The organism is Saccharothrix sp. NBAS 001 (assembly GCF_056640475.1).
Genome location: NZ_CM153251.1, coordinates 3,591,296 through 3,605,326, shown reverse-complemented (window position 1 = coordinate 3,605,326; position 14,031 = coordinate 3,591,296). Strand labels below are relative to the sequence as shown.

Sequence of the window (14,031 nt, the reverse complement as noted above, 5' to 3'; positions counted from 1 at the left end):
GAATAGTCGGTGATCATGAACTTCACGACCCTCGGCACCCGGCTCCGCGCGCTCCGCGACGCCTCGGGCCGCACCGTCGCCTCGGTGGCGGTGGAGGCGGGGCTGTCCGTGCCTTACATCTCCAACCTGGAGAACGGGCGCGGCAACCCGACCGCGTCCACGCTCGCCCGCCTCGCGAACGCGTTCGGCACCCGGCTGCTGATCGACTTCGTGCCGGCCGCCGAGGGCGACGGTCCCGCGCACCCCTCCGCCGACCTGGTCCGGTTCAGCCGGGAGCCGCGATTCCGCAAGGCCCTGCACGCGATCGCCGCGCGCCTGCACCGCGCCCCCGACGAACTGTCCGGCGAACTGACCGAGTGGCTGGGCCGGTTGAATCGCACGCTGGGCCGTGAACTCGGCCCCGGCGACCTCGACCGAATCCTCGACGCGGTGCTGCTCGTCGTGGACCACCCCCGCGAAACCTGATTACGTGGACCGCGCAGGGTCTTTCGCGCGCGGGGAAGGAGAAGTCGCCGCCGGTCGGATCCACCGGCCTGGACAACGGTGCGGAGCACCGAAGACGCCCGGCCTCGTCGTTGTCGGCAGACGGCGGATCACGGCGTTGACCTCAAGGATTACGGGTTGACTCCGAGGAATACTTGAAACGTGGACATCCGGGGGGAGTGCATGCGAGTCAACGCGTTGGGACCCGTGGAGGCAGTGGCGGGTGCCGTCGCGGCGAACCTGGGCGGACCGAAGCCGCGGACCCTGCTGGCGGCCCTGCTGCTGGAACCGGGCCGGGTGGTGTCCGTCGAGCGCCTGATCGACCTCGTCTGGGACGACCGCCCACCGCAGACCGCCGCCGCGCTGGTGCACACCTACGTCGCCGGGCTGCGCCGGAGCTTCGCCGCCGTCGGCGAACACCACGCGCTGGCCACCCGCGCTCCCGGCTACGCGCTCGACGTCGCCGAAGTGGACCTGGTGCGCTTCGCCGGCCACCTCGGCGACGCCCGGCGGGCCGAGCGGACCGGCGACGAGACGGCGGCGGCCGGGTCCTACCGGCACGCCCTGGCGCTGTGGCGCGGCCCCGCGTTCGACGGCGTCCCGGCGCGTTTCGCCCGGGTGCGGGCCGCCGCGCTGGAGGACGACCGCCTCGCCGCCGAGGAGGGCCTGGCCCGCTGCCGGCTCGCGCTGGGCCAGCTCGCCGCCGTGGTGTCCCGGATGACCTCGCTGACGGCGGCGCACCCGGCCCGCGAGGAGGCGCGCAAGCTGCTCATGGAAGCGCTGTACCTGAGCGGGCGGCGGGCCGACGCCCTGGCGGTGTTCCGGGACGGCCGCGAGCACCTGGTGGCCGAACTCGGGGTGGAGCCGGGGCCGGCGTTGCGGCAGCTGCACGCGCGGATCCTCGACGGCACCGTGGCCCGCCGCCGGGCGGAGGTCGCGCTCACCACCCCAGGCCGCACGCAGGCGACCACCGACCAGCCCGCGCCCGGAGCGCAGCCGGGCACCGGCGGGCACCTGGCGGCAGCCGAGCAGCCCGTGGGGACCGTGTTGCGGGAGCCGCCGCAGAGCGCGCCGGGGCGTGCGCCGAACCAGCTGCCGCCCGGTCTCGCGGATTTCGTGGGACGGCAGGAGCAGGTCGACCGGGTGCTGACCCTGGCGGGCACGACGAACCGCCCGGCGGTGCCGATCGTGGTGATCTCCGGTGTGGGCGGCGCGGGCAAGTCGACCCTGGCCGTGCACTGCGCGCACGCGCTGGCCCGCAGCTACCCGGACGGCCAGCTGTTCGTGAACCTGCGCGAGGCGGGCCGGACGGTGGACAGCGCGGAACTGCTGGGGCGCTTCCTGCGCGCGCTGGGCGTGCCGGGCACCGACCTCCCGGACAGCGCGGACGAGCGCGCCGAGCTGTACCGGATGACCACCGCCGACCGGCGGCTGATCATCGTGCTCGACGACGTCCGCGCCGAGCAGCAGGTCCGCCGCCTGTTACCCGCGTCCGACCGCTGCCTGGTGCTGATCACCAGCCGGTCGAGGCTGACCGGCATCGCGGGCGCGGTGCCGGTGGAGCTGGAACTGCTGTCGCCGACCGCGTCGGTGGAGATGCTGCGCCGCATCGTCGGCGACGACCGGGTGGCCGCCGAACCGGAGGTGGCGGAGCGGATCGCGTGGCTGTGCGGCGGCATCCCGCTGGCCATCCGGCTGGCCGGGGCGAAGCTGCTGGCCCGGTCGCACTGGCCGTTGGCGACGCTGGCGTCCCGGCTCTCGCACGAGCACCGAAGACTGGACGAACTGGCCGTCGGCGACCAGGCGCTGCGCGCGAGCCTGGAACTGGGCTACGCGGAACTGGACGCCGGGCAGCGCCGGGCGTTCCACCTGCTGACCATGCTGGACCTGCCGGACTTCGGTTCCTGGCTGGCCGCCCCGCTGCTGGACACCTCGTTGGACGAAGCCGAGGACGTGGTCGAGGAACTGGTGGACCTGCGCCTGCTCGACGTCGTGGGCGTGGACCCGCTGGGCCGCATCCGCTACGCGTTCCACGACCTGGTGCAGCTGTTCGGCGCGGAGCAGGCCGAGCGGCACGAGCCGGCGGACGTGGTGTCGGCGGCCCTGAGCCGGGCGTTGCTGACCTGGATGGCGCTGGTGGGCGTCAGCGCGTCGCACCTGCCCCGGGTCACCGTCGGGCTGACCCCGGTGCCGGAGGTCGCGCTGGAGGTGGACGACCGCCTGACCGCCGACGCCGAGCGGAGCCCGGCCGCCTGGCTGGCGGCGGAGACGAAGACCATCGTGCGCGCCGTGGAACGCGGCCACGAACTGGGCGTGGACGAGCCGAGCACGATCCTGATCGCGGCCATGCTGTCCTCGCCATTCGCGGTGCGCAACGAGTTCGACGGCTGGCAGCGCACCCACCGCGCGGCCTTGGCGGCGACCGTCCGCTCCGGCAACCGGACCGCCGAGGCGACGGTCCGGGCGGGCCTCGGGCAGCTCTTCTACGAGCGCGACGACTTCCCCGCCTCCCTCGGGCACTTCGAGAGCGCCCTGGAGCTGGCGCGGGCGGTGGGCGCGACGGCGGTCGAAGCGGTGGCGCACCTGGGCATCGGCACCGTGTACCGCGACCAGGGACGTCTGGGGCAGGCGCGGGAGAGCCTGGTCGAAGCGGTCCGGCTGGGCGATCCGCCGGTCGTGGCCGCCGCCGAGTACGGCCTGGGCGCGATCCTGCGCGACCAGGGCGAGCTGGCCGCCGCCGCGCTGACCCTGCACCGCTGCGTGGACCTCTACCGGGAACTGGGCGACCGGCGGGGCGAAGCCCTGACCGTGCGCGGCCTGAGCCTGTGCCGGCGGGCCGCCGGCGACCCGGACGCCGCCGCCGAGCTGAGCGGTCAGGCGCACGCCCTGCTGACCGGCATCGACGACGTGCTGGCCGCGACCTACGCGGCGCAGTCCCTGGTGAAGGCGGACCTGCGGCGCGGGCGCGCGGACGGCGCGGCGGCGACCTTGACCACCTGCCTGGACGTCTGCGAACGGCACAACGACCGCTTCGGCGCGGCCCTGATGACCCGCACGCTGGGCGAACTCGCCCTGGCCGAGGGGGACCTCGACCGGGCCCGCGAACTGCTGACCGCCGCGCTGGAGCAGTGGCGGGAACTCCGCCTGGCCCCGTGGGAAGCCCGCACCCTGCGCGACCTGGCCGCGGCCACCAGCGCGCACGACCCGCGCGCGGCCGCCGACCAGTGGGCGCAGTCGGTCCGGCTCGCCGCCGAGGCGGGCGTGCGGGAGGAGCACGAGCTGGCCGCCTTCACCCCGGACACCTGGCGGGCGCACGTGTCCGGCCCGCTTGCAGGAAACCTCTAGGGAGCACCCTCCCCGCACCCCACCGCTTTGCAGGTGATCTGAAGCCGCATCGCGGACTCTCGTTCCTGTCACCGCAGGAACTACGAGGGGGACGAGATGATCAGGCAGACAAGGGCGGCGCTCGGCAGACGGGCGTTGCTGATAGGCGCGGTGGTCGTCGGGCTGGGACTGGGTTCGGCGACCGTTCCCGCGTCGGCCGACACGAGGCCGTTCCCACCGGAAGCGCCGGGAGTCGGCCAGGTGCAGGCGACCCAGGCGGACTTCCAGGCGAGCGCGACCCTGACCCGCAGCGAAGTGCTGACCAGGGCCCGCAGCTGGGTGGACGTGAACGTCAAGTACACCCAGTTGGCGGCCTACACCAACCAGTACGGCACCTACCGCCGTGACTGCTCCGGGTTCGTGTCGATGGCGTGGGGGTTGTCGCCGTCCGGCATGGGCTCGCCGACCACGTTCACGCTGCCCAGCTACGGCACCTGGCTCAACAGCCTGGACGACCTGGCACCGGGCGACGCGATCAACGACGTGAACAACCACATCGTGCTGTTCGTGAGCTGGACCGACAGCAGCCACACCGCGGCCAACGTGTACGAGCAGACCTCCTACACCGGCATCGAGGGCCCCGACCCGGGCGCGATCGCCAGCACCTGGACCCGTTCGAAGCTGGTCAACGGCAACTACCGGCCGTTGCGCTACAACAACATCGTGGACGACGGGCCGTCGACTCCGGCCGGCGTTCGTTCGGTGGTCACGACTTCCGACGGTTCGCAGTTGTTCGGTATCGCGCCGGATGGTCACGTCGTGTCGACGTTCTGGTCGGGCTCGATCCCGACGAACGGTGGTTGGCACGAGTGGTTCGCGATCCCCACGGGTTACGCGAACGGGAAGACGTCGGCCAACGCGTCGGTGACGTTCACGAAGATCAACGGCCAGATGCAGCTGTTCACCACAGCCCCTGACGGCCAGGTGATCTCCACGTTCTGGTCCCCGTCGATTCCCACGAACGGTGGTTGGCACGACTGGTTCGCGATCCCCACGGGCTATGCGAACGGCAAGACGGCGGCGAACGCGACCGTCACGGCGACGACGATCAACGGTCAGCCGCAACTGTTCTCGACCGCGCCGGACGGCCAGGTCATCTCCACCTTCTGGTCCGGCTCGATTCCCACGAACGGTGGTTGGCACGACTGGTTCGCCATCCCCACGGGTTACGCGAACGGCAAGTCCTCGGCCAACGGCACGGTCACCGCGACGGTGATCAACGGTCAGCCGCAGTTGTTCGCCACTGCGCCGGACGGTCAGGTGATCTCGACGTTCTGGTCGCCGTCGATCCCGACGAACGGCGGTTGGCGCGAGTGGTTCGCCATCCCGACCGGGTACGCGAACGGCAAGGCAGCAGCCAACGCGACCGTCACCGCCACCACCCTGAACGGTCAGCCGCAGCTGTTCACGACCGCGCCGGACGGCCAGGTGATCTCCACGTTCTGGTCGGGTTCGATCCCGACGAACGGTGGCTGGCGCGAGTGGTTCGCGATCCCCACGGGGTACGCGAACGGCAAGGTGTCGGCCAACGGCTCGATCACCACGACGGTGATCAACGGCCAGGTCCAGCTGTTCGCCACCGCACCGGACGGTCACGTGATCTCGACCTTCTGGTCGGCCTCGATCCCGACCAACGGTGGTTGGCACGACTGGTTCGCGATCCCCACCGGCTACGCCAACGGCAAGGCGGCCGGCACCGCGCGGGTCGGCATGATCACGCTCAACGGCCAGCCGCAGCTGTTCACCGCGGCGTCCGACGGCCAGGTGATCTCCACGTTCTGGTCCCCGTCGATCCCGACCAACGGCGGTTGGCGCGAGTGGTTCTCCATCCCCACCGGCTACGACAACGGCAAGGTGCGGATCTGATGGCGCGCCGGGAAACGACCGACCGAGCGAGGAGCACGAGGCCCGTGCGCACACGTCGCGCCCTGTCCACCGCCCTGGCGTTGGCCGCGCTGGTCAACGGAATCGCCCTGGTGTTCACCGGGACGGCGAACGCCGCCCCGGCCGTCGACCCGGACGAGGTGTGGCCGCAGCAGGTCGACGCCGCGTTCAACCCGCTGCCGTGCGTGCCCGGCGGCCCCACCGCCCAGGACGCGGCGAACGCCGCCACCCTGAACCCCCAGCTGACCAACAAGATGCGCGGGAACCTCAACGGCTACAACATGTCCTGCGCCCGTGCCGTGGTGGAGGCGGTGAAGGGCAAGGGGTACAACGAAAGGGCGGCGGCCATCGCCGTGTCCACCATCATCGTCGAGGCCAGCATGGCCAACCTCGACGGCGGCGACCTGGACTCGGTCGGGCTGTTCCAGCAGCGCGCCTCGTGGGGCTCGTTCACCCAGCGGACCGACCCGCCGTACGCGACCGGTCAGTTCCTGAACGTGATGGCCGCGTTCTACCCGAACGGTTCCTGGAACTCCGCGCCGATCGGCGACGTCGCCGCGGACGTGCAGCGGCCCGCGTCGCAGTATCGCTACCGGTACGGCGTGGAAGCGGCGGACGCGGTGCGGATCGCCAACCTGCTGTGGGGCACGCCCCCGTCGACCCCGGCGGGTGTGCGTTCGGTGGTCACGACGTCGGACGGTTCGCAGTTGTTCGGTATCGCGCCGGATGGTCACGTCGTGTCGACGTTCTGGTCGGGCTCGATCCCGACCAACGGTGGTTGGCACGAGTGGTTCGCGATCCCCACGGGTTACGCGAACGGGAAGACGTCGGCCAACGCGTCGGTGACGTTCACGAAGATCAACGGCCAGATGCAGCTGTTCACCACAGCCCCTGACGGCCAGGTGATCTCCACGTTCTGGTCCCCGTCGATCCCGACCAACGGTGGTTGGCACGACTGGTTCGTCATCCCGACCGGTTACGCGAACGGGAAGACGGCGGCGAATGCGACCGTGACGGCGACGACGATCAACGGTCAGCCGCAGTTGTTCTCGACTGCGCCTGACGGTCAGGTGATCTCGACGTTCTGGTCGCCGTCGATCCCGACGAACGGGGGCTGGCGCGAGTGGTTCGCGATCCCCACGGGGTACGCGAACGGCAAGACCGCGGCCAACGCGAGCATCACCGCGACGGTGATCAACGGTCAGCCGCAGTTGTTCTCGACCGCTCCTGATGGCCAAGTGGTTTCCACGTTCTGGTCGGGTTCGATCCCGACCAATGGCGGTTGGCACGACTGGTTCGCGATCCCGACCGGTTACGCGAACGGCAAGACCGCGGCGAACGCCTCCGTGACCGCGACGACGATCAACGGTCAGCCGCAGTTGTTCTCGACCGCGCCGGACGGCCAGGTCATCTCCACGTTCTGGTCGCCGTCGATCCCGACCAACGGTGGTTGGCACGACTGGTTCGCCATCCCCACGGGCTATGCGAACGGCAAGTCCTCGGCCAACGGCACGGTCACGGCGACGGTGATCAACGGTCAGCCGCAGTTGTTCGCCACTGCCCCTGACGGTCAGGTGATCTCGACGTTCTGGTCGCCGTCGATCCCGACGAACGGCGGTTGGCGCGAGTGGTTCGCCATCCCGACCGGGTACGCGAACGGCAAGGCGGGCGCGACCGGGGCCGTCTCGGTCATCACCCTGAACGGTCAGCCGCAGTTGTTCACGACCGCGCCGGACGGCTACGTGGTCTCCACGTTCTGGTCCGGCTCGATCCCCACGAACGGCGGTTGGCACGAGTGGTTCGCCATCCCCACCGGCCACGCGGACGGCAGGCTGCGCTGACCTGGTGAGAATCGCCGCCGGCGGGGGACACCCCCGCCGGCGGCGCACCGCGTTGCACAGCGACCTGTCACGCGGACGGCCCGGCGGGCGCCGTGCCGCCCAAGGCGAACCGCTCGGCGAACGCGGACAACTGGTCCTGCTGCTCGCCGGGGTCGGGGCTGGTCGCGGTGACCACGATGCGGGTCACGCCCTGTGCGGCCAGGTCTTCCACCTGCTCGTGGGACATGTCGAGCGAACCCCAACGCGTGTACTCCAGCGCGTCCGGGTCGCGGCCGGCGGCGGCCGCGGTGGACCGGGCGAGGTCCAGTTGGACCGCCCGCTCGTCGGGAGTCGGCACGCCGCCGGGGAAGTACCCGTCGCCGCGCAGTCCCGCCCGGCGCGCGGCGGCGCGGCTGGACCCGCCGACGTGGACGGGAAGCCGCGTGACGCCGTACGGCTTGGGGAAGCTGCACAGGTTCCGGAAAGCGAAGAACTCGCCCGCGAAGTCGACCCCGTCCTCGCCGCCCGCCCAGAGCAGCCGCAGCACGTCGATCGCCTCGTCGGCGCGCCGGCCGCGAGTGGCGAAGTCGACCCCGACCGCCTCGGCCTCCCCGGGCAGCACGCCCAACCCGACGGTCAGCAACCGCATCCGCCCCCGGGACAGCACGTCGACCGTCGCCAGGCGCTTGGCCAGCACCACCGGGTGGTGGTACGGCAGCAGCAGCACCCCCGTGCCCAGCAGGATCCGGCTCGTCGACGCGGCGACGAAGCTCAGGCAGTCGACGGGATCGGCGTAGGGCAGTCCGGGCGGGATCCGGTGGCCGCCGACCTCCGCGCCGGGGTGCACCGCGATGTGCTCCGGCAGGTAGAACGCCTCGAACCCGCACTCCTCGGCGTGCCGCGCGTACGCCGTGATCCGATCGGGGTCGACGCCGAAGTAGGCCGTGCTGTAACTGATCGCGAACCTCACGGTGGCGACGCTAGAACCTGCCGTCGACGTCAAGGCAAGCCCGAGCACCACCCCGGGCCGGCCGGCGGGACCGCCGATCCGGCAGGATGGGTGTGTGAACCAGCCTGGCGGGGGAACCCGGTTACCTGTGCGGTCGGCAGGGGTGGACGCGTGGTGAGCCGGAGGAAGCGCGAGCGGGCGCGGGTGTCCACGCGGATCCGGCAGATCTGGGAGATCACCGTGACCGCGGTGGCGCTGCTCGCCGGCGTCTACCTGATCCTCGTCACGATCGAGCCGACCAGGATGGTGCTGGAGCGCTACATCGGGCGTCTTGAGCTGCCGGGGCTGGTCGCGCTGATCGGGGTGATGCTGGAGATCACCACCATCGCCGTCTACCAGCTGGGGCGCGAGGTCCGGGAGCTGCGGTCCAAGCTGACCGGTGCCGAACGCGAGGCGGGCACGCACTCGATGACCGAGGTGCTGTCCGCGTTGGGCGACGACGCGATCCGTCGACGGCACCGCAGGCTCGCCGTGCTCGGCCTGACGTTGAACACCAGCTGGCCGGTGCTCGCCGGGTGGCTGACCGCGCCCGACCGCCCGACCGGCTGGCACATCACGTTGCTGTGCCTCGACCCGGACTTCGTCGCGAGGTCCGGCGAGCTGCCCGCCGAGTGGGCGGAGGAGGCCCGGCGCAGCACGGCGCGAATCCGGTCGTTCGTCGAGCAGGAGGCCGACGACCTGCGTCGGCGGGGGATCACCGTCGAGCTGAAGTCCTACGCCTGCGTCCCCGTGGTGCACGGCTTCCGCTTCGGTGACGGCACCGTGTACGCCTCGTACCTGCAGTGGACCGAGACCGGTCGGATCCGTCCGTTCGAGTTCTACGACCGGCTGTCCCCGGACGACCGGTCACCGCGCACCGGGCACTACCGCGACCTCTTCGACAGCTGGTACACCCGCGCCGCCACCCTCCGCGCCGTCCCCGCTGTCGAGGCCGGTGCCGCCGAGCCCGGTGCCATCGGGTCGGCGGACCGCCCGGCCCGGTGACCGGCCGCGTGACGACGCGTGCCGCCACAGCCCAGGTCGAGGAAGATCGGCTCTTTCAGAGGAAGACGCGCGCGATTTCCAGCCACTTCCGCGCGTCTTCCCCGGTCGCGGTGAGGTCGGTCGCGGTCAGCGGCCTGCGTCGGGTGACCCGGAGGCAGAAGTCGACGGCGCTGCCCCGGACCCGTTGCGCGGCGTCCTCCGGGCCCCACGCCCAGTCTTCGCCGTCCGGGCCGGTCAGCTCGACGCGGAACGGCTCGGCCGGAGGGGGCGACTGGGCCGCGTGGAACGACAGTCCCCGTCCCGCCACCCCCAGCGTGGCCACGTGCCGGAGCCGGCCGGTCGGACGGTGCGGGACGCCCAGGGTGTCGTGGACGTCCTGTCCGTGCGCCCAGGTTTCCATCAGCCGCAGCGGCACCATGAGCGCCGGGGTCAGTTGCGAGCCGTACCACGGAAACCCCTGGCCCCACGCAGTGTCGCGGAGCGCCGCCGCCACCTCGGCGCGACCGGCGCGCCACCGTTCGAGCAGCACCGGGCGCGGTTGGGCGGCTCCCGCGCCGGCTTCGCGGTCGGCGTGCCCGCTACCCGCGGCTTCGGTCCGCTTCAGCACCGCGTCGAACGCCTCCGGGGTCCGGAGGGCGATGAGCACGTTCGCGTCGGCGGCGGCGAGGTGGGCGATCTGGTGGGCGATCGTCCACCCGGCGGCCGGCGTGGGCTGGGACCAGTCGGCGTGCGCCGAGACCAGGTCGTCGAGTTCGTCCCCTTCCGCCACCAGGTCGGGCAGCGCGAGGTCGCGCTCCACGGCGGACATGTCGAGGCCGTAGTCCAGCATCCGACATCACCCTCACACGTAGTCGGCGCGCCGGGAGCCCCGGGGTCCGGATCGGTGCGCACCGGCCGGTCAGCGGAAGATCGCCATGGCCCACATCTTGAGCACCCGGTTGGGCTCGTCCCAGTTCTCGACCTTGCCGAGCACCCGGCCCCGGAACGCGGCGTTGCGCTCCAGCACCACGTCGTTCTCCCGCAGCCCGCTGCGGGCGATCTTGATCCGGACGTGGGCGTTGCCGCCGGGGTAGGGCGCTCGCAGGCGCAGGTAGTCCTTGTCGGAGCCGTCGCGTTCCTCGTAGGACTCGAACGGGCCCGTGACCGACAGGAACATGGTGATGTCGCTCAGGTTCGCCTGGTCGACGGTGCCGCCGTCGAGGCTGCGGTGCGCGTGCACCTCGCCCTTGTGGAGGTCCGCGTAGACGATGGCGTCGGCCGCCTCCAACGCCTCCACGACCTTGCGGATGGCCGTGATGGGCTCCTCCACGGCCTCGAAGACGCGGGTGGTCTGGTTCTCGTGGCCCCGGCTGCCGCTGAAGCTGAACCAGCGGGACTTCGCCTCGGCCCGCCCCTCGGCGGTGTCGCGGGTGTAGCGCTCCACCTGCTGCTTGAGCGCCGGGACGTTGCCCCGGTACTGGAGGACGTCCATGACGATGGTCTCGTTGAGGTACATCAGCACCTCGTGGTCGCCGATCACGCCGGGTTGTTCGGGCCTGCTCCGCCTGCGGCGCAGGCCCAACACCGTGGCGACGACCACCGAGCCGACCCCCAGGCCGGCGAGACTCCACAACAGCGCGCTATCGACAGCCACGGATCTCCTTGAACGCCTCGGAAAGGGATGTCGCGTTCGCGTCGACCATGCGCCCGCCGGTGGCTTTCGCCGCCTGGTCCAGTTCCCGGGGGTCGGCCTCGCCGAAGCGGACGGTGTAGGTGTGCACGGCTTTCGCGGCGGCCGGCCGTGCCTCGTTGTTGCGCAGGAACTCCTCCAGGCCGAGGCCGGTGTTGTTCTCGCCGTCGGTCATCAGCACGATGGTGACCGGCTGGTCGGCGTCGGCGGCGGTGACGGCGGCGGCCTTCCGGTAGGCGGCCTCCAGCGCCGACCACACGCCGGTCGCGTCCTCGAACCGGTCGGTGGCGATGTGGTCGCGGATGGCGTCGAGGTCGCCCTGGCCGGAGATCGTGAAGTCCCGCTCGTCGATCACCTGGCCGCCGAAGCGCAGGACGGTGAACTTCTCGCCCCGGTAGAACCGGGTGAACTTGCCCGACGTGGACGGGTCGGCTCCACTGAGCCCGGCGATCGCGGCCCGCAGCTCGGCGATCCGCCGACCCCGCATCGAGGTGGAGAAGTCGAGCGCGAAGATCACGTACGAGGGGTTGCGGGACAACGGGTCCGCGTAGGTGGCGGCGAGCCGGTCGATGGTCTCCTTGCGCTCGGGGAAGTACAGGGTGTTCGCGCCCAGTTCGCGGAACCGCCCGTCGCGCGGCACCCGGTCGCTCAACGGGCGGCGCAGCGTGCGCTCCATGATCTCGCGCTGCACCCGGTCGGACTGGAACCACGACAAGACCTTGTCGAAGCTGTCCCGCTTGGCCGGGTCGAGCAGCAGCATCGGGTAGTCGGCCAGGATGATGCCGTCGCGCGGGTAGAGGATCTCCAGCGGCTCGTGCAGCCGCCCGCTCGCGTTCAGCGACATCAGCACCGACTCGTAGTTGATCAGCGCGTCCGCCGAGCCCTGGTCGGCGGCGTAGCTGTCCGCGAGCTTGCGCGAGGTGTCCTCGGTGAGGGTGCGCCCGGTGAAGAAGCCGCGCAGCCGGTCGCAGGTGATCTCCTCCTCGCGCAGCGCCCCGCCGGTGTCCGCCGCCGCCGTCGCCACCCCGATCAGCGCGGACAGCCCGCTGCCCGCGTGCCTCGGGTCCGCCATGCCGAAGCGGACCATGCCGGCCGCCGACCGGTCGGCCAGGTCCGCCCAGGACAGCTGCCCGTCGGCGGTCGAGGTCCGCAGCAGCTCGGCGACCTTCGGCTTCACCCCCACCGCCAGCGGCGAGAACATGAACCTGCCGCTGAGCGGGCGCTCCCCGGTGTAGCCGCGCTGCTTGAGCTTCAGCTCGAAGTAGCGGTCGGTGGACAGCCAGGCGATGTCGTGCCGGTAGGCGCCGGGGTCGAGCGCGTCGGTGGCGTCGATCGTGCCCCGGTGCTCGACGACGAGTTCGATGCCGGTCTCCCGGCGCAGCTCGTCCAGCAGCGGGCGCATGTCGCTCAGCTCGGAGGAGGCGAGCACCGAGAGGGTGGTGTGCGGCGCGGGGTCGGACGTGCACGCCGACGCCACCATGAGCACCGCGCAGGCCAGCGCGAGCCGGCGCGTGCCGGGCCGCGTCACGTGCACCCGCCCACGGTCGTGATGAACTTCTCGAACACATCCAGCGTCGGCAGGTACGCGCGGGTGAAGTCGTTGTCCGTCGACGGTGCCTCCAGCCCGTGCTCGGCGAGCCGCCCGGCCAGCACCGGGCTGGCCGTGGCCAGGCCCGGGTCGAGCACCCGGAACCCCAGCTCGGCGGCCCGCTTGCGCAGTTCGGGGTCGGTGCGCAGCAGTTCGCCGAGCTTGGCCCCGTTCTCGGTGAGCGCGATGAACGACGGCTGGCTCTCGAAGTGGTCGGCAGGGTAGAGCAGCACCCGGTCGAGGTCGGGCTGCCCCTGGGGCCGGCGCAGCTGGTGGGCGAGGTACTGGTGCTCGTAGATCACCACGATCGGCGAGATCCGCTTGCCCTCCGGTGACAGGTAGAACGGGACCCGGTCGGGCGTGGGCGTGCCCTGCTGCCGGTACGCGTCCCGCAGCGACTCGCCGATCGCGACCGCCTCGCTCTCGGCGGTCATGACCCTGCTGCCGGTCTTCGCGAAGGCGATCAGGCCCTGGTACGTGCCACCGGAGTTGGACTTGCACACGTCGGAGGTGTGGGCGAGGACGATGTTGTTGTTCTGGATGCCGTACTTGGCGATGCCGATGTCGTTCCACCGCTTGCCCTGCTCGGTCAGCGCGACGAACTTGCCGACGTCGAGTTCGTAGTAGAGCGGGTCCGGCGTGGTCGGGTTCATCGGCTTCGCGATCCCGGCGGTTTCCAGCGCCTGCGCGTACGGGCGGTAGGTGGCCAGCACGATGGGGCTGACGAAGGGGTCGATCGGCTCGGCGTACTTGCCGCCCTGCCGCCGGGTTTTCATGATCATCTCGGTCGCCGGCTGCCCGGACGGGAACGCGAAGTCCTCCTGGTCGATGTCGTGCGTGGCGATCTCGCGCGAACCGGAGTTGCCCACGCGGACCTCGATGTTCTTGCGCTTGAGGATCTGCTTCACCTCGTCGTCGCGGAAGAAGTCGATCTTCGAGCCGGCCTTGCCCCGGATGACGGTCACCGGTTGGGCCGGTTGCGTCGTACCGGCCAGCAGCGCGGTGACCGCCACGATGATCAGCCCGGCCAGCCCGAACGCGAGCACCGGGGTGCGGGAGGGGCGGGGTGTGGGCATCCTGATCTTCAACAGTGGCTCGGTGGCCAACGTTTCCTCCAGTGGCGCCCCTGCTGCGGCGGTGTGCCGCTCCAGCACTATGCCCGCCCGGTGAACGCGGGCGGGCGTCGCGGTAACGGTTCGACGCCGATTTC

Annotated in this window: 10 protein-coding genes; 5 read left to right on the top strand and 5 right to left on the bottom strand. The window is 71.4% G+C overall.

All coding sequences use genetic code 11. The annotated features are described in order from the left end of the window. Window positions 1-15: 15 nt before the first annotated feature. The 4 genes from AC0HI0_RS15230 (at window position 16) to AC0HI0_RS15215 (ending at window position 7,592) form a co-directional block, all read left to right on the top strand. The gene (locus tag AC0HI0_RS15230) at window positions 16-465 is read left to right on the top strand and encodes a helix-turn-helix domain-containing protein (RefSeq protein ID WP_480933001.1); all 450 of its coding nucleotides are present in this window, start codon (window positions 16-18) and stop codon (window positions 463-465) included. Window positions 466-690: 225 nt separating this feature from the next. Next, on the top strand, window positions 691-3,828 hold the full coding sequence (locus tag AC0HI0_RS15225) for an AfsR/SARP family transcriptional regulator (protein ID WP_480933000.1): 3,138 nt from the start codon (window positions 691-693) through the stop codon (window positions 3,826-3,828). A gap of 96 nt (window positions 3,829-3,924) precedes the next feature. Next, complete coding sequence (locus tag AC0HI0_RS15220) at window positions 3,925-5,733, top strand: PLL family lectin (protein ID WP_480932999.1); 1,809 nt, start codon at window positions 3,925-3,927, stop codon at window positions 5,731-5,733. 44 nt (window positions 5,734-5,777) lie between these two features. Beyond that, a complete protein-coding gene (locus tag AC0HI0_RS15215; RefSeq protein WP_480932998.1) occupies window positions 5,778-7,592 on the top strand; it encodes a PLL family lectin in 1,815 nt (604 codons plus the stop codon). Between the two features lie 67 nt (window positions 7,593-7,659). Here AC0HI0_RS15215 and AC0HI0_RS15210 read toward each other — a convergent pair whose 3' ends face one another. Continuing rightward, complete coding sequence (locus AC0HI0_RS15210; RefSeq protein WP_480932997.1) at window positions 7,660-8,541, bottom strand: TIGR03619 family F420-dependent LLM class oxidoreductase; 882 nt, start codon at window positions 8,539-8,541, stop codon at window positions 7,660-7,662. 153 nt (window positions 8,542-8,694) lie between these two features. Between AC0HI0_RS15210 and AC0HI0_RS15205 the strand changes: the two genes are divergently transcribed. Continuing rightward, window positions 8,695-9,564, top strand: coding sequence for a hypothetical protein (locus AC0HI0_RS15205; RefSeq protein ID WP_480932996.1), 870 nt, complete (start codon window positions 8,695-8,697; stop codon window positions 9,562-9,564). A 55-nt stretch (window positions 9,565-9,619) separates the two neighbouring features. On the opposite strand, the gene AC0HI0_RS15200 is transcribed toward AC0HI0_RS15205, so the two are convergent. The 4 genes from AC0HI0_RS15200 to AC0HI0_RS15185 all read right to left on the bottom strand — a co-directional run bounded on the left by AC0HI0_RS15200 (window position 9,620) and on the right by AC0HI0_RS15185 (window position 13,927). After that, window positions 9,620-10,393 carry a TIGR03084 family metal-binding protein gene (locus AC0HI0_RS15200; protein WP_480932995.1) on the bottom strand — a complete coding sequence of 258 codons (774 nt, stop codon included), beginning with the start codon at window positions 10,391-10,393 and terminating at the stop codon, window positions 9,620-9,622. Between the two features lie 69 nt (window positions 10,394-10,462). Next, window positions 10,463-11,197, bottom strand: coding sequence for a hypothetical protein (locus tag AC0HI0_RS15195; RefSeq protein WP_480932994.1), 735 nt, complete (start codon window positions 11,195-11,197; stop codon window positions 10,463-10,465). Further along, window positions 11,184-12,767 carry a substrate-binding and vWA domain-containing protein gene (locus AC0HI0_RS15190; protein WP_480932993.1) on the bottom strand — a complete coding sequence of 528 codons (1,584 nt, stop codon included), beginning with the start codon at window positions 12,765-12,767 and terminating at the stop codon, window positions 11,184-11,186. The genes AC0HI0_RS15195 and AC0HI0_RS15190 overlap by 14 nt, the downstream gene beginning before the upstream one ends. Further along, complete coding sequence (locus AC0HI0_RS15185) at window positions 12,758-13,927, bottom strand: hypothetical protein (RefSeq protein WP_480932992.1); 1,170 nt, start codon at window positions 13,925-13,927, stop codon at window positions 12,758-12,760. Before AC0HI0_RS15185 ends, AC0HI0_RS15190 begins: the two co-directional genes overlap by 10 nt. Window positions 13,928-14,031 lie beyond the last annotated feature (104 nt).